The following is a 16,472-nucleotide window of genomic DNA, read 5'->3' on the forward strand; positions in this document are numbered from 1 at the left end:
CTGGTCACCGACCCGTCCCTGATCCTGGCCGACGAGCCCACCGGCAACCTCGACTCGGTGGCGAGCGCCGACATCCTCCAGCTCTTCCGGGAGCTCAATCGGGCGGGCCGAACCGTCGTGCTCATCACCCACGAGCCCGACGTCGCCGGCTGGGCCACCCGGATCGTGCGGTTCAGGGACGGCGTCGTCCAGGATCAGGGCGGTGGTCCGGCGTGAACTGGGTGGAGACGCTGCGCACCGGCGCGGGAGCGATCGTCTCCCACCGCCTCCGCTCGATCCTCACCGTGCTCGGCATCCTCATCGGCATCGCCGCCGTCATTCTCACCGTCGGGCTGGGCGAGGGAGCGCAGGCGAACGTCAACTCGGCCATCCAGTCGCTCGGGACCAACCTGCTCGTCGTGTCGCCCGGCAGCACGACCTCCGGTGCCGTGCGCGGCGGCTTGGGATCGTCGAACACCTTGACGCTCACCGATGCGAACGCCCTCCAGTCACACCTCGACGCGCCCGACATCGCCGCCGTGGCCCCCTCGGCCCAGCGGAGCATGTCGATGACTGCGGGTTCGGCGAACTGGACGGCTCCGGTGGTCGGGACGACCCCGTCCTACACGGGGGTCCGCAACCGCCAGCTCGCCGAGGGAAGCTTCTTCACCAACAGCGACGTGGCCAGCCAGAACCAGGTGGCCGTCCTGGGCCCAACCACGGCAGCCAACCTGTTCGGCGGCGCCGACCCGGTCGGACAGACGGTGAACATCAACGGCATACCCTTCCGGGTGAGCGGCGTCCTGACGTCGGCCGGCAGCTCGTCCAGCACCAATCAGGACGACATGGCGGTAGTCCCCGTCACCACGGCCCAGAACCAGCTGTTCGGTGGGTCCACCCGCACCAGCGTCAGCTCCATCTACCTGGAAGCCACGAACAAGGACACGTTGTCTGCCGCGTACCAGGAGGCCAACTCGCTGCTGCTCGGCACCCATCAGATCACCAATCCCACCCAGGCCGACTTCACCATCACCACGCAGTCCTCGATCCTGTCGACGGCGACGTCGGTGGACAAGACGCTCACCGTGCTGCTGGCCGGGATCGCCGCCATCTCCCTCCTGGTCGGTGGCATCGGCGTGATGAACATCATGTTGGTGTCGGTCACCGAGCGGGTGCGCGAGATCGGCTTGCGCAAGGCGTTGGGGGCGACGCCTCGAGTCATTCGGGCCCAGTTCCTCGTCGAGGCCTCGATCCTCGGGGTGGCGGGTGGCGTCGGCGGGGTGGTGCTCGGCCTGATCGGCGCCGAGGTGATCCCGCAGGTGACGTCCAATGCCGTGTCCATCTCGGTGTTGGCCACCGTGGGGGCCGTCATCGTGGCAGGGGGGATCGGAGTCATCTTCGGCGTCTACCCCGCCTCGAGGGCCGCCCGGCTGTCGCCCATAGACGCCCTGCGCAGCGAATGATGCCTTCGAACCGACGACTCCGCCATGCAGTGGCGGACCGATAGGAGCACCTACGACATGTCAGCACCGACCATCAACCCCACGACCCGATCCGTGCTCGCCGGACTGGGAGTGCTGGCGCTGGCCGCGGCCGCCTGCGGTGGCTCCAGCACGGCGTCGACCAAGCCCGCCGCCAGCCAGAGCCCGACCAGCACGACCGCCCCGGCGAGCCAGCCCGGAGCGTTCGGCACGGCGGCGTCGGTATCCGGCTCGACGCTCGAAGTGCAGAATCCGACGACCGGCCAGGTGACGGTGAACGTCACCCCGACCACGACCTACACCCAGACGATGCCCGCCACCGCCAGCGACGTGGCGGCCGGTGTCTGCGTGGCGGCCAACCCGGGCCCTGGGACCACGACGACACCGGGTCAGCCCTTCACCGCCCGCACGGTCACCATCAGCCAGCCCGGTGCCAACGGATGCACGCCGCAGGCGGGTGGCTTCGGCGGCTTCGGCCCGAGGGCGGGCAACGGCGCTGCCGGCGGCGGAGGCTCGAGCACGACAGCTCCCGCCAACGGCGGCAACCGCAACCGCAACGGAGCACGGCGCTTCGCCGGCGGGTTCGGCAAGGTCACCTCGGTGTCCTTGCCGACCTTTGTCGTGCAGGGCAACAACCGCAACGCCGCCGGCACGACCACGACCGTTACCACCGACGCATCCACCACCTTCACCAAGGTCGTGAGCGCCGGCCAGTCGAACCTCGCCGTCGGCCAGTGCGTCGCCGCCATCGGTCCCGCCGACCAGACGGGGGCCGTGACCGCCAACTCGATCGCCATCCGCCAACCGGGCCCGAACGGCTGCTTCACCGGTGGCGGGGGTCCCGGCGGCGCCAGAGGTGGGAACGGAGCGACGGGCTCGGCGGCCTGACCCTCGGCCGCCTCTCGGGCGGCTCCCGGACCGCCGCTGTGCGATGCTACGGTCGCTGGCTGGTCGCGAGCAGCGAAGGATGGGAGTGACGCCGGTGGCTGACTTCTTCCCCCGAGACTCGGTGATCCGGCGAGTGAACGCCGAGCCGGCGTTGTTCCTTGCCGCCGGGCGGGCGCTGCTGCTGCAGCTGGCCCACCCGGTGGTAGCGCAGGGAGTGACGGACCACAGTGACTTCCAGTCGAACCCGTTCCGCCGGCTACAGGGCACCCTGGAGGCGACCTACGCCGTCGTCTTCGGATCGGAAGCGCTGGCCGCCGCCGTCGGCCAGCGGATCCAGCACATCCACGACTTCGTGACCGGCACGGGCTATCGGGCCAACGACCCCACCAACCTCCTGTGGGTGCACGCCACGCTCACCGACTCGGCCCTGCGCGCCTACACCGATATGGTCGAGACGCTGTCTCCCGCCGACGCGGCCACGTACTACCGGGAGATGATGCTCGTCGCCGACGTGTTCGGCCTGCCGGTGGCAGACCAGCCGGCGAGCCTCGACGAGTTTCGCGTCTATTTCGATGAGATGGTGGGGACGTTGAGGGTCTCGGACGAGGGCCGCCGGCTGGGCAACGACGTCCTGTACCCGTCGCTGCCGGCGGGGTTGCGCGTGATGCTGGCACCGGCGCTCGCCCTCAACCGGCTGGTTGCCGTGGGTACCACACCGGAGCCGCTCAGGGAGCAGTTCGAGTTCGCATGGGACGGGCATCGGGAGCAGCGTCTGGCGCTGGTGCAGTCGAGCGCGGCGCGGGCGTTCGGGCTCGCGCCCCGTGCGATGCGCACGACCCCAGGCTGGCTGAACGGCCGCATCCTGCTGTGGCAGGCAGCACGACATGCCACCGGCGGCGTCAGCGCTGGGACCACGGCGGCGTAGGGGTCGGCATCGTGTACCCGGGAGAGCACGCGAGGCGACATCCCGACAAGCCGGCGTTCACCATGGCGAGCACGGGCGAGACGGTCACCTTCGGCGAGCTCGAGGCCCGGGCCAACCGCCTGGCTCATCTGTTCCGAGATCGTGGTCTTCGGCGCGGGGACCACGTGGCCATCTTCATGGAGAACAACGCCCGGTACCTCGAGACGGTTTCTGCAGCCGAGCGGACCGGGCTGTACTACACCTGCATCAACTCCTATCTCACGGCCGACGAGCTCGCCTACATCGTCAACGACTGCCGGGCCCGCATCCTGATCGTGTCGGTGGCAAAGCGCGAGGTCGCCCTGGCGGCGATCGCCCTGTGTCCTGACGTCGAGCTGTTCCTGATGGTGGGTGGCCGGGGCGATGAGGGGTCCCTCCAGCCGTACGAGGAGACGGTGGCCGTCTACCCGGCCGATCCCATCGCCGACGAGCAGCTCGGGCTGGCCCTGCTGTACTCCTCGGGAACCACGGGTCGGCCCAAGGGCATCGCCCGTCCGATGCCGAACGCACATCCCGGCGATGGCCTCCCACTGGTGTCGTTCATGCAGAGACTGTGGCGGCTGCGGGAAGGCATGGTGTACCTCTCGCCCGCTCCCCTCTACCACTCGGCACCACTGGCGAGCGTGTCGGCGTCGCTGCGTCTGGGTTCGACGGCGATCATCATGGAGCGCTTCGATGCCGAGCACTTCCTTCGCCTGGTCGAGCGTCACCGGGTTACACACTCCCAGGTCGTACCGACGATGTTCAGCCGCATGCTCAAGCTACCGGACGAAGTCCGGCGGGCATATGACGTGTCGTCGCTCGAGACGATCATCCACGCCGCCGCCCCGTGTCCGGTGCCGGTCAAGGAGCAGATGATCGAGTGGTGGGGCCCCATCATCGTCGAGTACTACGCGGCGACGGAGGGGAACGGCTGCACGTTCTGCGACTCCCATGACTGGCTGGCTCACCGGGGCACCGTGGGACGGCCAGTGCTGGGGGAGCCCGTGATCCTCGACGACGACGGCAAGGAGTGCGCGCTGGGGACGCCGGGCACGGTGTGGTTCCGAGGAGCGACGAACTTCGAGTACTGGAACGACCCCGAGAAGACGGCCGAGTCACGCGACCCGACTGGGACCATGAGCACCGTCGGCGATGTCGGCTACCTCGACGACGACGGGTACCTCTACCTGACGGACCGGCGGACGTACATGATCATCTCGGGCGGGGTGAACATCTACCCGCAGGAGGCCGAGAACCTTCTCGTGACGCACCCGAACGTGCTCGACGCGGCTGTCATCGGGGTCCCCAACGGGGACCTCGGGGAGGAGGTGAAGGCGATCATCGAACCAGCCGAGGGAGCCGAGCCGGGGCCGGAGCTGGAGCGGGAGCTCATCCAGTTCTGTCGCGCCCACCTCGCGAGCTACAAGTGCCCGCGCTCGGTCGATTTCGATCCCAGCCTGCCCAGGTTGCCGACGGGCAAGCTCTACAAGCGTGTCCTGCGCGATCGGTACTGGGGCGAGCACCGATCGAGGATCATCTGACGGTCACGATCGGCGGAACGGAGATCGTTCGCGCCCTCCACGTCTCGTCGAAATGGGGCTCCTCGCCGACACCCGCGGCGCCCGCTTTCGACGACACGTGGAACCGACGTGAGAACCCAGAGGAGCGGTCGTCTCGCCCCAGCGTCGATCAGCCGCCGCCGAGGCTACCCAGGTGACCGCCGCCGTCGACGACGAGGACGTGGCCGGTGATCCACGAGGCGAGGTCGCTGGCAAGAAAGACGGCGGCGTCGGCGATGTCCTCGGGCTGGCCGAGGCGCCGGAGCGGCCACGGCCAGGAGTGCTCCTCGCCACCCGGCTGCCACAGGGCGCGAGCAAAATCGGTCTTCACCAGTCCGGGCGCGATGGCGTTCACCCGCACCTGCGGGCCCAGCTCGGTCGCGAGGTGCTTGGTGAGATGGATGAGACCGGCCTTGGTGATGTCGTAGATGCCGATCGGGCCCCCGTGGGTCATCCCGCCGACGGACGAGATGTTCACGACCGTTCCGCCGCCGGCCTGGAGCGCCTGTCGCCACGCCTCCTGGGTCCACACCAGCGGCCCGCGCAGGTTCACCTCCATCGTCTTGTCGTAGCGGGGCAGGTCGATGTCGACGGCTCGGCCCATGTAGGGGTTCGTGGCCGCGTTGTTCACCAGGATGTGGAGGCCGTCGAAGCGCTCGATCGTCGCCGCCACGCAGGCGCGGGCCTGGTCCGGGTCGCCGGCATTGGCGGCGAACACGGCGGTCTCACCTTCGATGACCGCCGCCGTCTTCTCCAGTGCTTCCTGCTTGCGGGAGGACAGCATGACCCGTGCCCCGTTCTCCGCGAATGCCCGGGCGATGGCGGCCCCGATTCCTTTCGAAGCCCCGGTGACCAGGGCGACCTTGCCATCGAGTCTCACGTTGCTGGCCAATTCGCGTTCTCCTCGTTGTGATTGTCAGGAGGCTTTCATGACCGCCAATGAATGGATCCGGGTCTTCGCCGACGAGCTCGGTGTCCCGCCGCCGGACGAGACGACCATCGAGCAGCTGCTCGCCTTAGCGGCGGTCGCCGCCCACCAGTCCGAGCGAACGGCGGCACCCATCGCCTGCTTCCTGGTCGGCCAGGCCGGCGTGGACCCGGTCCGCGCCGGAGCGGTGGCCGCCGGGGTGCACGAGGCCGGTGGGGCTCAGTCGTAGTACCGATAGACGACCTCGGCCACGCACGCCGGCTTGTCCTGACCCTGTACCTCGATCGTGAGGGCGATGATCGCCTGTACGCCGCCACCTGCGACGTCCTCGACGCTCTGCAGGGACGCACCGAGGCGGTACTTGGCGCCGACGGGGAGTGGGCTGGGGAACCGCACCTTGTTGCACCCGTAGTTCAGGCCCATGGACATGCCCTCGATCTGGACGATCTGGCCGCTGAGGAGGGCGGGGGCCAGGGACAGGGTGAGATAGCCGTGGGCGATCGGTCCGCCGAACGGCCCCGATTTGGCCCTCTCGACGTCGACGTGGATCCACTGGTGGTCTCCGGTGGCGTCGGCGAACAGGTTGACCTGTTCCTGGGACAACTCCTGCCATTCGCTGTACCCCAGATGCTCCCCGGCCTTGGCCCTGAGCTCGTCCAGTCCCTTGACAATGGTTGGCATTGGCAAACCCTACGACCGGCCGGCCAGGCGCGCTACTGCCGGCGGATCCGGGTGCCTGTACGCTGGCAGGGTGATCTTGGCCCTGTTCCTGCTCTTCGTGGTCCTCTTCATCGCGCTGCCGCTGGCCGGGCTGGCGGCCTGGGCCCTGATCACCACGGTCGTCGTCGGTCTGATCATCGGCGGCCTCGCTCGCCTGCTCGTGCCTGGGCACCAACCGATCGGTCTGCTCACGACGTTTCTGCTCGGTCTGGTCGGCTCGATCGTCGGTGGTTTCCTGGGCAACCACGTGATCCACACCGGCGGCTTCGTGACGGTGCTGCTCGAGATCGGGGTGGCCGCTGTGCTGGTGGCGACCGTCTCAGGCATCGACAACCGGCGCGCGCTCGGCGGGGGCCCCGGCTCCCGCGGCTCTCTCTACTAGTCGAGGCGCTCAGTAGCCCCCACCGCTCGCGGCCGGGGTGGGACTCGTGGCCGCGAGTTGCTGGACGCTCCAGACGCCGCCGAAGCTCTTGATGCCCTGGCCGTAGGCGTCACCGGAGTCCTTGTCAGTGGCGAAGCGGTAGAGGGGCTTGCCCTGGAAGGTGACGAGCTGGTTGCCGCCGGGCGCCATTGTCGTGCCGAGACCGGTCACCCCCGCGGCACCGGTCGGCGTGGTGCCCGTTGGCACTTCCAGCGGCGGCCAGACGCTCAGGCAGGGGCCCGTGCAGGGGAGGGGCTGACCGGCGCTGGTGAGGGTGTACAGGGTCAGGCCCTTGCTGTCAGCCAGAATCGTGCCCAGCTTCGCGTCGTGCTTGGTCGACACCGTCACCGTTGCGCCGGTGTTGGCCGCCGACGCGCCATTGCTGGGCGCGGCTTTCGGCGACGAGGACGAGCCGCAGGCCGCAGCCACGAGCACTACCGGTGCAACGGCGACTCCGAGGAGACCGAGGCGACGCATCATGAGCTCCCTTCTTCCCCAGCTGCCGGGGGTCCCGATTGGCCGTGATCCAATCTCGCCCCGTGCTACGGACAGTCGGGCAAAAGGGATTGCCGTACGCTGCGGGCAGGGATGCCAGCGGGCAGCGGGGTACCCTGGGTGTGATCGATTGCGAAAGGGAGGGAGCATCGATGGGGGCCGCCGAGAACACCGATGTCGTTCGGAGGGGCTACGAGGCGTTTCAAAAGGGCGACCTCGCCGCCTTCAACGGCATCCTGGCCGACGATTGTGTCTGGCACGTCCCCGGGCGGAGCCAGCTGGCCGGCGACAAGAAGGGTCGCCAGGCGACGGTCGAGTACTACGGCAAGCTGGGGGAGCTGAGCGCCGGCACCATAAACGTCGAGGTGCACGACGTCTTCGGGAACGACGAACACGTCGTCGGACTGCAGCGGGTCTCCGCCCAGCGGAGTGGCAAGTCCTACGAGACCACCGAGGTCATCGTCTTCCACGTCGCAGGCGGACTGATCACCGAGGCCTGGGAGCACCCGTTCAACATGTACGAACAGGACGAGCTGTTCGCCTGAGAGCAGCATCCGGCACCATGCCCAACGTCGAAGCCTCGGCCAGCTCGGCCGGGGCTACGACGGCGCCGAGATACCAGAGGGCTCCATCCCTTGCGTGGGGGCGGTCGCTGTCTGGTCGGCCGGCAGGCGGATGGTGAAGGTGGCGCCCCCGCCGCTGGTCTCCGAGACGCCGACGGTGCCGCCGTGGGCGGCGACGATGGCGGCGACGATGGAGAGACCGAGCCCGGCGCCGCCGTACTGGCGGGACCGTGACACCTCGGCCCGATAGAAGCGCTCGAACGCCTTCTCGGCCTGCTCGGCGCTGAGCCCGGGCCCGTCGTCGGACACCTCGACGACGGCATCGGACGCATCTCTGGCGACCTGCACCGTGGTCCTGGTCCCGGCGGGCGTGTGGGCGCGCACGTTGGCCAGCAGGTTGTCGATCACCTGCCTGAGCCGGGCCGAATCGCCGACGACGTCGACGGGCTCGTTGGCGACGACCTGCGCCGGCCATGACGAGTCAACCGTCTGCGCCGCGTCGACGGCCTCGGCGGCCACGCGCACCAGCTCGACGGGTCGGCGCTCGAGTGGTCGGCCCTCGTCCAGCCGGGCCAGCAGCAGCAGGTCCTCGACCAGAAGACCCATGCGCGCCGTCTCGGCGCGGATGCCCGCCATCACACGAGCGAGGTCTTCCGGCTGGGCGCGCGCCCCGCGGTCGAACAGCTCGGCGTAGGCGGACACCGCAGTCAGGGGCGTGCGCAGCTCGTGGGAGGCGTCGGCGACGAAACGGCGGAGGCGCTCCTCGGAGCGCCGTAGCTCAGTCTCCGTCCTGTCCCGCTGCTTGAAGGCGTCCTGTATCCGCTCGAGCATGGCATTGAGCGCGCGGGCCAGCCTGCCCACCTCTGTCGTCGGCCGGGCCTCGGGCACACGACGGGTGAGGTCCCCCTCGGCGATGGCATCGGCCGTGCGCTCGACCTCTTCCAGGGGACGGAGCCCGACACGAACCACCCACCATCCCAGGGCGGCGGCCGCGGCCAGGGCCCCGCCGGTGACGGCCAGCTCGATCAGCAGGAGGCGGTGGAGGCTGCCTGCGGGGTCGGTGAGCGGGGCGGCCAGAATCAGCTGGTCGCCGCCCACCAGGCCCGAGGCCCGCACCCGGAACTGCGGGCCCCCCGGGCTCGCCGATCCGACGGTCAGGTAGGTCGTGGCCTCTCCCGGGCCTCCCGACGACTGGGCCAGGTTGATGTGGGCGGGGAGGGTGGGAGACAGCTGCTGGCCGCCGCGCACGAACGCGGGCACGTCGCCGAGGTTCTGGCTCTGCGGGCCCCGAACCTCGACGAACATCCCCGGCGCCAGACGGGCGACGGTGCCGACATCGAGGGTCTGCCCGCTGTTCAGGGCTTGCTCGAGCGGCGGGTGGGCCGTCTCGAGGGACGTGTCGACCTGGTTGAAGAGGAACGACTTGAACGAGGAGTACGTGGCCACATCCGCCGCGATCAGCGCTAAGAGGGCGACCGCGCCGACGGCGATGAGCAGGCGCGCCCGGAGCGACACCTACGATCCTGGCTCTCGCAGCGAGTAGCCGACCAAGCGGATGGTCTGGATCAGCGGCGGCCCGAGCTTGTCCAGCTTCTTGCGCAGGTAGCTCACGTAGGTCTCCACCACGCTCGGGTCACCCCCGAAGTCGTAGTGCCACACGTGGTCCAGGATCTGTGACTTGGACAGCACCCGGCGGGGGTTCAGCAGGAAGAAGCGGAGGAGGGAGAACTCCGTAGCGGTCAGCCGCAGCGGGGTACCGCCCCGCCACACCTCGTGCGTGTCGTCGTCCATCTCCAGGTCCGCGAACCGCAGTCGGCCATCGGTCTCTGGCTCGCCCTGGGTCCGACGGAGGATCGCCCGGGTGCGGGCGACCACCTCGGCCAGCGAGAACGGCTTCGTCACGTAGTCGTCGCCGCCGATGGTCAGGCCGGCGATCTTGTGCTCCAGGGCGTCACGGGCCGTAAGGAACAGCACTGGCACCCGCAGCCCGTCCTGTCGGAGTCGGCGGGTCACCTCGAGGCCATCGAGGTCGGGCAGCATCACATCCAGCACGATGAGGTCCGGCGGGTGCTCCTGGGCGGACGAGAGCGCCGCCCGACCGGTGGACGCCCGGGCGACGTCGAAACCCTCGTAGCGCAGTGATGTCGCCACCGCGTCGACGATCGACTCCTCGTCGTCCACGACCAAGATCCGTTGCGCCACTCCGTCGCCCATCAGGCTCACCTCGTTGTCGAGCCGGCCGTACGTAGCTCCTCGAGCCGACCTCTTAGGTACCACAAGAGTCACGGGGCGATCAGGGAGCCCGCTGTGGTCTGCCTGTGCCCCAGCTGGGAATCTCGGTCGGAGCGAGGCCATCGCTCGACTTCCCACCGGGGACCCAGCCGGCGCCCGGGGCGACCCCACCTGGCCGGCCGACACTCCCCCCAAGGCGAGAAGAGCGGCCGGCCCGGGAGGCCGGCCCAAACAGAGCGGCCGGCCCGGGAGGCCGGCCCAAACAGAGAGGTCGACCATGCGAGAGGAAGCGATCAGGGCTCGGTCCCTCGGGCTGCGACGGGTCTCACGATTGACCCGCTGGGCGCTGGCGGGCGGGCTGGCGCTCACGGGGGCGCTGTCGGCGACAGCCGCCGCCGTCTACTCGGGCCACTCGTCGGCGGGCGCCAGCACCTCGGGATCGGGTAGCAGCTCGGGCTCGTCGAACAGCGGGTCGAGCAGCGACAACTCCAGCTCGTCGAGCAGCCAGCTCCAGTCGCCGTCGAGCACTCCGAGCTCGTCGAGCGGATCGAGCCACGCCACCTCGGGCGCCTCCTGATGGCGACCTCGGTGGGTCGGCCTCCCCGGCCGGCGGCCGCCGTCGGGCGGTGCGAGCTCAGGGGCCTCGGTACGGGGGTCGTGATCCTCACGACCGACCCACGCCAACTCGGGCCGGCCCGCGTCGCCGTCGAGGACGAGGTCGCGGCGATCGACGTCGCGTGCAGCCGATTTCGAGACGACTCCGAGCTGGCCGCGGTCAACCGCGGCGGTGGGCGTTCTGTTCACGTCGGCCCCGTGCTGATCGAGGCGGTGGAGACGGCACTGCGGGCGGCCCGGCTCACCGACGGTGACGTCGATCCCACCGTGGGCGTGGCCATCCGCGTCCTCGGCTACGACAGGGACTTCGCCGCCGTGGCGCCGACGGGGCGACCACTGGTCCGGGTCGCGGCCGTACCGGGGTGGCGCCAGGTCGGGCTGGATCGGCGTCGCCAGCGGGTGACCGTGCCCCCGGGGGTGAGCCTGGACCTGGGCGCCACTGCCAAGGCGCTGGCAGCCGACCGGGCCGCCCGTCGCGCCGCCTCCGCCGCGGGGTGTGGGGTGCTCGTCAGCCTCGGCGGGGACATCGCCACCGCCGGAGAGCCGCCGGACGGGGGCTGGTCGGTGCGTGTCGCGGACTGGCACGCGGCTGGACCCGAAGCCGAGGGTGAGATCGTCCAGGTGTCATCGGGTGGCGTGGCCACGTCCTCGACGACGGTCCGGCGGTGGTCGCGCGGCACTGACGAGCTGCACCATGTCGTCGATCCGGCCACGGGTCGCTCGGCGGAGGTGGTCTGGCGAACGGCGTCGGTGGCCGCAGCGACCTGTGTCGACGCCAACGTGGCGGCGACCGCGGCCATCATCCGCGGGGATCGGAGCCCGGCGTGGCTGGCCTCGTTGCGCCTTCCCGCCCGCCTCGTCCGACCCGACGGCTCCGTCGTGAGGGTCGCAGGCTGGCCGGCGCCGGAGTTGGCGGCGTGAACGGCAAGGCCTTGTGGTACCTGACCCGGGGCAGCGGCGCCGTGAGCCTGGTGCTGCTGACCCTGGCAATGGTGCTCGGCATCCTGACCTCCTCCCGATGGGCGAGGGAGCGCTGGCCCCGTTTCGTGGTCGAGGGACTGCACCGCAACCTGTCGCTCATGGCGACCTTGTTCGTCGGCATCCACATCACGAGCGCGGTGGTGGACGGCTACGTCCCGATCCGCTGGATCGATGCGGTCGTGCCGTTCGGTGCCGGCTACAGCCCCTTGTGGTTGGGCCTGGGCGCTCTGGCCCTCGACATCTTCGTCGCCGTCGCCCTCAGCAGCCTGATGCGGGCCCGGCTCGGGTACCGGGCCTGGCGGAGCGTCCACTGGTTGGCCTACGCCTGTTGGGCCCTGGCCGTCGTCCACGGCATCGGGATCGGGAGCGACCGGGCCGAGCTCTGGATGCTCACCCTCGATGTCGTCGCCGTGGCCTCGGTGCTGGGCGCCGTCGCTTGGCGGCTCGGTCGTGGTGGCCGCCGTCCTGTGACCACCGCGGGGCGGGTCCTGGGGGCTCGGTCGACGTGACCTAACGTCGTCGCTCGTGAACGACACCGTGCGGTACGAGATCGACGGGCACGTGGCGACCATCACCTACAACCGCCCCGAGGCGCTCAACGCCATCAATGGCGAGATGCGGCGGGGGCTCAACGACGCGTTCGCGGCCTTTCGTGAGGACGAGGGCGCGTGGGTTGCCATCGTCACGGGACAGGGTCGGGCGTTCTGTGCCGGGGCCGACATGCGCGACGGGGGCGCGGCGGCGGGGGAGTTCGCCGGATCGTTCTGGGAGAAGCCGACGCTCAACTCGTTCGAGAGTGGGTGGGAGATCTTCAAGCCGGTCATCGCCGCCGTGAACGGCCACTGTCTGGGCTACGGGCTCACGCTGGTGACGTGGTGCGACTTCGTGATCGCCAGCGAGCGGGCCGAGTTCGGCTTCCCCGAGGTGCGCCTGGGCGTACCGACGATCGTGGGAGCGATCCGGCTGCCGCAGCGGATCAGCTGGCAGTACGCCATGGAGCTGCTGCTCACGGGCGAGCGGGTCGACGCCCACCGGGCCAGGGAGATCGGCCTGGCCGGGTGGGTCGTGGCCCACGACGACCTCATGGCCGAGGCTCGGAGCCTGGCCGACCGGCTGGTGCGGGCCGCACCGCTGGCGGCGCGGGCTACCAAAGAGGTGGCCGTGCGGTCGCAGCACCTGACGTCCCTGGAGGCGATCCGGTTCGGGGAGACGATGCGCAAGGTCGTGGCGAGCACCGCGGACGCCGCCGAGGGGCTCGAGGCGGCGCGGGATGGCCGGTCGCCTCGATGGACGGGTCGCTGAGCGCGCGGTACTTCCGGCCGGCCTCCGGGGCCGGCAGCGTCCGGGCCGACTGTCGCCGCCGCTGGGCTTGGATCTAGCCTCGGTCGTCGTGCAGGCGTCGAGGCGATCGGGGCGGGCTGACGGTGCTCCTGGCTGACACCGACCCGGTGTCTCCGCCGGTCCAGCTGCACCAGCTTCTGACCGGTTGGCAGCTCGGCCGTGTCTTCGGCCTTGTTGCCTTCCTCCTCCAGCTCGCCGCCGCGGCGTGGTACGTGGCCGCCGCGGTGCGACTCCGCCGCCGGGGACGCCCGTGGTCGGCGTGGCGGACGACCGCCTTCCTGGCCGGCGTGGTGGTCCTGGACATCGCCGTGGTGTCGGGGCTGGCGTCCTACGACGATCAGGTCTTCGTGGTGCACGTCGTCCAGCACCTGCTGCTGATGATGGTCGCCCCGCCCCTGCTCGCCCTCGGTGCGCCCATCACGCTGGCCATCCAGGCCGCCGGGCGCCCGCTCCAGGGGCGCATCGTCCGCTTCCTCCACTACCGCGCCGTGGGCGTCCTCACCCTGCCGATCGTCGCCGCGGCCCTGTACTACGGCTCGATGTACGTGGTCTTCCTCACCTCCTTCTATCCCTTCTCGCTCCGCCACCCCCTCGTCCACGACCTCAGCCACGTCGTGATGTTCTCGCTCGGGTGCCTGTTCTGGTGGCCGATGATCGCCGTCGACCAGCTGCCGAACCGGCCGTCGTTCCAGGTCAGGATCATCGCCATGTTCGTGGGCATGCCCATCGAGGTGTTCCTCGGCCTGGTCGTGATGAACTTCGGCCACCCCATCGCCCCCCAGCACACGCTGGCGGACACCCAGGCCGGTGGCGCCCTGTTCTGGGGCGCCAGCATGCTGATCACCTTCGCCGCCGCCATGGTGCTGTTGGCCCAGTGGATGAACCAGGAGGAGCGGCGCGCCGCCCGACACGATCGCGTCGTCAGCGCGGGGGAGCTGCGCCGGCGGGAGATCTGGGAGGCGGCGCGGGCAGCCAAGATGGGCACCCGCCGGGCGGCGGTCGACCGCGCCGGGCCGGTTCCGACGGTGAAGAAGGAGACGAGCCAGTGACGTGGCGCGGACGAATGCGTAAGAGAGGCCCCATGGGCACGGTGGCGCTGGCCCTGGCGGCAGCGCTCACCGCGTCTGCGTGCGGTGGGCCGTCCTCGGCGTCTCCGGCGGCGCCGTCGCCCTCGTTCGGCCTCGTCCAGAACCGACCGGTGCCCGACGTGCCGCTGGTCGATGCCAACGGCCGACCGACCAGCCTGGCCGCGTTTCAGGGCAAGGTCGTCGTGCTGGCCAACTTCCTCTCGCTGTGCCAGGACGAGTGCCCGATGATCACGGGCGCGTTCATCGCCATGCAGCGCGACGTGCAGGCGGCCGGGCTCGGGAACAGCGTGGCCTTCGTCGAGCTGAGCGTCGATCCCGGCCGGGACACGCCCGCCCGGTTGGCGGCCTACTCCCAGGAGTTCGGGGCCAACTGGCCGCTCCTGACGGGAACGCCCACGGACCTCCAACACCTGTGGAGCTTCTTCGGCGTCTCGTACCAGCAGGTCCCCGAGGACCAGCCCCCCAAGCTCGACTGGTGGACGCACCAGCCCCTCACCTACGACGTCACCCACACCGACGGCTTCATCCTGCTCGACGCCGCGGGCCACGAGCGCTTCATCACTTCGAACCCGCCCGACCTGCACGGCCAACTCGGGGCGCCGCTTACCGGACTGCTGAACGACGAGGGAGTGCAGAACCTCGAACACCAGCAGTCGCCGTCCTGGACCGTGCCCCAGGCGCTGGGCGCCCTGGGCTGGCTCGTCGGGCGGACCATCCCACAGGCGAGCGGCTGACGCCTGGCCGACCGGCCGGCCGAGCACGGCGTAGACCGTACGTACGCTGGCGTAACGTTGCATTCGACGCGGACAGCCGGTACCCTCACATCCGGTAAGGAGGCGGGTGGACGTCTCCGCTCAGCAGTCCGGAGTGACCCTCGCCCGGCCTCCGGTGGCGGGACGGCCCGGTAGCAACTCCCGGTAATAACGCGGCTTGGCGGGCCAGGGGGCGAGGTCAAATGAAGACGGCGGATCCGCTGCTCAAGAACGAGTACTCCAAGCGCGTCTACGCGCGCTTGGGCCTGCGCAGGCCGTTTACCGTCCAGCAGGAGACGCGTCACTATCGCATGCCCGTGCTCCAGGAGCACGGTGGCCACGTCGTGCTGCGGTCCGGCCCCGAGATCCCCTCGACCGAATGGACCAACCTCGAGTACTCGACCCCCCCGACCGATCCGACGACCTGGTTCGCGCCGCTCGCCACCGCAACCGGTGAGAACATCCTCCAGGGTTTCTGGGACTTCGGGAAGCCGGACCTCGACGGCATCTGGACGTCCAACGCTGATCGGGCGCCCGGTCTCGTCCGCTACGTGGACTCGATGGGCGGCCGGTTCGGGCGGATCCAGATCATCCGTCAGGAGCCGACCTCCATCAGGGAGGCCCGCTGGGGTCTGCACCTCGACGACAACAACCGCCTCAACCCGATGGCGAACGGGTGGGTGGTCAGGCTGTGGTTCCAGCTGACCGACGATCCGGACAGCTCCCTGGTGCTCAGACGCGGTCAGTTCGACCGGGCCAACGAGGTGCGCGTCCCGCTGCGCAGGGGCACCCAGGTCCTCGTCGACTCCGAAGCCCTCTTCCACTCGGGCTGCCACAAGGGTCCCGACAGACGGTACGCGCTCATCGTCAGCCTCGAGAGCACCGACCACCTGGACGGCTGGGTGCGGAGCCAGCTGCCGTAGCTGGAAGATCGACCGGAGCGCGTCAGCGTTCACCGTGGGGACAACCTCGTGACCTTGGGTTAGCCTAGGGAGTCCGAACCCCCGAACGGGGGACAAAGGGGGGACGATGGGCAACGGACGCCTCGCGGACGCGGGGATTCGGGTGAACAAGCAACTCGTGATCAGTGGAGCGGTGCTGGTCGGGGTCGGGGGCGCCCTGGCGGCGACGGGAGTCCTCTTGGGTAGCACAGCGGTCGCCTCGGCGATGCGCCAGTGGGTCCGGCAGCTCGACCAGCCCCCGAGCGAGATGGCGAAGCAGAAGTGGAACCAGGCCAGGGCGGCGACCCTCGCCGGCGCAAAGGCCTGGCAGGGCGGAGACGGCTAGCCCGAAGAAGGCCCCGGCGCCAGGCTCAGCGGATCCGCCATTCCGAATCATCCGACGTTCTGGTCGTTCACGATGATCATCATCGACATCCTGATCATTTACGGCCTCATCGCCCGGGTGGACGAGTACGAGGTGCGATAAGCGACGACGGAGCCAAGAGCGGGGTCGGCCGGGCAGGCTCAGTGGTGGAACGAGC

21 protein-coding genes are annotated in these 16,472 nt (G+C 69.9%); 15 read left to right on the forward strand and 6 right to left on the reverse strand.

Annotated features, from left to right (window positions below; translation table 11 throughout):
- From VGF64_17475 to VGF64_17495, 5 genes are all read left to right on the forward strand, one after another.
- Positions 1 to 216 (forward strand): ABC transporter ATP-binding protein (locus VGF64_17475; protein ID HEY1636550.1); only part of this gene is annotated, 216 nt, incomplete at its 5' end.
- Positions 213 to 1,442: an ABC transporter permease gene (locus VGF64_17480; GenBank protein ID HEY1636551.1), complete on the forward strand. Its 1,230-nt coding sequence runs from the start codon at positions 213 to 215 to the stop codon at positions 1,440 to 1,442. The genes VGF64_17475 and VGF64_17480, both read left to right, overlap by 4 nt.
- Positions 1,443 to 1,499: 57 nt before the next feature.
- Entirely contained in the window at positions 1,500 to 2,348 is an 849-nt protein-coding gene (locus VGF64_17485; GenBank protein HEY1636552.1) for a hypothetical protein, read from the forward strand.
- 79 nt (positions 2,349 to 2,427) lie between these two features.
- The gene (locus VGF64_17490) at positions 2,428 to 3,273 is read left to right on the forward strand and encodes an oxygenase MpaB family protein (protein ID HEY1636553.1); all 846 of its coding nucleotides are present in this window, start codon (positions 2,428 to 2,430) and stop codon (positions 3,271 to 3,273) included.
- On the forward strand, positions 3,216 to 4,835 hold the full coding sequence (locus VGF64_17495; protein HEY1636554.1) for an AMP-binding protein: 1,620 nt from the start codon (positions 3,216 to 3,218) through the stop codon (positions 4,833 to 4,835). The genes VGF64_17490 and VGF64_17495 overlap by 58 nt, the downstream gene beginning before the upstream one ends.
- A gap of 148 nt (positions 4,836 to 4,983) precedes the next feature.
- Here the strand turns inward: VGF64_17495 and VGF64_17500 are convergent, their stop codons facing one another.
- Positions 4,984 to 5,745: an SDR family oxidoreductase gene (locus tag VGF64_17500; protein HEY1636555.1), complete on the reverse strand. Its 762-nt coding sequence runs from the start codon at positions 5,743 to 5,745 to the stop codon at positions 4,984 to 4,986.
- A 37-nt stretch (positions 5,746 to 5,782) separates the two neighbouring features.
- Between VGF64_17500 and VGF64_17505 the strand changes: the two genes are divergently transcribed.
- A complete protein-coding gene (locus tag VGF64_17505; GenBank protein ID HEY1636556.1) occupies positions 5,783 to 6,010 on the forward strand; it encodes a DUF6457 domain-containing protein in 228 nt (75 codons plus the stop codon).
- Here VGF64_17505 and VGF64_17510 read toward each other — a convergent pair.
- On the reverse strand, positions 6,001 to 6,462 hold the full coding sequence (locus tag VGF64_17510) for a MaoC family dehydratase (GenBank protein ID HEY1636557.1): 462 nt from the start codon (positions 6,460 to 6,462) through the stop codon (positions 6,001 to 6,003). The genes VGF64_17505 and VGF64_17510 overlap by 10 nt on opposite strands.
- A 70-nt stretch (positions 6,463 to 6,532) precedes the next feature.
- Here VGF64_17510 and VGF64_17515 point away from each other — a divergent pair, with 70 nt between their 5' ends.
- Entirely contained in the window at positions 6,533 to 6,883 is a 351-nt protein-coding gene (locus tag VGF64_17515; GenBank protein ID HEY1636558.1) for a hypothetical protein, read from the forward strand.
- Positions 6,884 to 6,892: 9 nt separating this feature from the next.
- On the opposite strand, the gene VGF64_17520 is transcribed toward VGF64_17515, so the two are convergent.
- Positions 6,893 to 7,402, reverse strand: a complete 510-nt coding sequence (locus VGF64_17520) for a hypothetical protein (GenBank protein ID HEY1636559.1) — start codon at positions 7,400 to 7,402, stop codon at positions 6,893 to 6,895.
- A gap of 167 nt (positions 7,403 to 7,569) precedes the next feature.
- Between VGF64_17520 and VGF64_17525 the strand changes: the two genes are divergently transcribed.
- On the forward strand, positions 7,570 to 7,962 hold the full coding sequence (locus tag VGF64_17525) for a nuclear transport factor 2 family protein (protein HEY1636560.1): 393 nt from the start codon (positions 7,570 to 7,572) through the stop codon (positions 7,960 to 7,962).
- 54 nt (positions 7,963 to 8,016) lie between these two features.
- On the opposite strand, the gene VGF64_17530 is transcribed toward VGF64_17525, so the two are convergent.
- The 3 genes from VGF64_17530 to VGF64_17540 form a co-directional block, all read right to left on the reverse strand.
- Positions 8,017 to 9,495, reverse strand: a complete 1,479-nt coding sequence (locus tag VGF64_17530; protein HEY1636561.1) for a HAMP domain-containing sensor histidine kinase — start codon at positions 9,493 to 9,495, stop codon at positions 8,017 to 8,019.
- The gene (locus VGF64_17535; GenBank protein HEY1636562.1) at positions 9,496 to 10,194 is read right to left on the reverse strand and encodes a response regulator transcription factor; all 699 of its coding nucleotides are present in this window, start codon (positions 10,192 to 10,194) and stop codon (positions 9,496 to 9,498) included. It abuts the gene before it with no gap.
- A gap of 417 nt (positions 10,195 to 10,611) precedes the next feature.
- Positions 10,612 to 10,773: a hypothetical protein gene (locus VGF64_17540; protein ID HEY1636563.1), complete on the reverse strand. Its 162-nt coding sequence runs from the start codon at positions 10,771 to 10,773 to the stop codon at positions 10,612 to 10,614.
- A gap of 15 nt (positions 10,774 to 10,788) precedes the next feature.
- On the opposite strand from VGF64_17540, the gene VGF64_17545 reads away from it, so the two are divergent.
- The 7 genes from VGF64_17545 (at position 10,789) to VGF64_17575 (ending at position 16,276) form a co-directional block, all read left to right on the forward strand.
- Positions 10,789 to 11,748: an FAD:protein FMN transferase gene (locus VGF64_17545; protein HEY1636564.1), complete on the forward strand. Its 960-nt coding sequence runs from the start codon at positions 10,789 to 10,791 to the stop codon at positions 11,746 to 11,748.
- Positions 11,745 to 12,317: a ferric reductase-like transmembrane domain-containing protein gene (locus tag VGF64_17550; GenBank protein ID HEY1636565.1), complete on the forward strand. Its 573-nt coding sequence runs from the start codon at positions 11,745 to 11,747 to the stop codon at positions 12,315 to 12,317. The genes VGF64_17545 and VGF64_17550 overlap by 4 nt, the downstream gene beginning before the upstream one ends.
- A 16-nt stretch (positions 12,318 to 12,333) precedes the next feature.
- Positions 12,334 to 13,110 carry an enoyl-CoA hydratase-related protein gene (locus tag VGF64_17555; GenBank protein ID HEY1636566.1) on the forward strand — a complete coding sequence of 259 codons (777 nt, stop codon included), beginning with the start codon at positions 12,334 to 12,336 and terminating at the stop codon, positions 13,108 to 13,110.
- A gap of 122 nt (positions 13,111 to 13,232) precedes the next feature.
- Positions 13,233 to 14,198, forward strand: coding sequence for a cytochrome c oxidase assembly protein (locus VGF64_17560; protein HEY1636567.1), 966 nt, complete (start codon positions 13,233 to 13,235; stop codon positions 14,196 to 14,198).
- A 14-nt stretch (positions 14,199 to 14,212) separates the two neighbouring features.
- Positions 14,213 to 14,971 (forward strand): SCO family protein, encoded by a 759-nt coding sequence (locus tag VGF64_17565; GenBank protein HEY1636568.1) that lies wholly within the window; start codon positions 14,213 to 14,215, stop codon positions 14,969 to 14,971.
- A 221-nt stretch (positions 14,972 to 15,192) separates the two neighbouring features.
- The gene (locus VGF64_17570; protein ID HEY1636569.1) at positions 15,193 to 15,912 is read left to right on the forward strand and encodes a hypothetical protein; all 720 of its coding nucleotides are present in this window, start codon (positions 15,193 to 15,195) and stop codon (positions 15,910 to 15,912) included.
- A gap of 106 nt (positions 15,913 to 16,018) precedes the next feature.
- Complete coding sequence (locus tag VGF64_17575) at positions 16,019 to 16,276, forward strand: hypothetical protein (GenBank protein HEY1636570.1); 258 nt, start codon at positions 16,019 to 16,021, stop codon at positions 16,274 to 16,276.
- Positions 16,277 to 16,472: the final 196 nt, after the last annotated feature.

The organism is Acidimicrobiales bacterium (assembly GCA_036491125.1).
In the GTDB taxonomy this organism is placed as follows: Bacteria; Actinomycetota; Acidimicrobiia; order Acidimicrobiales; family AC-9; genus AC-9.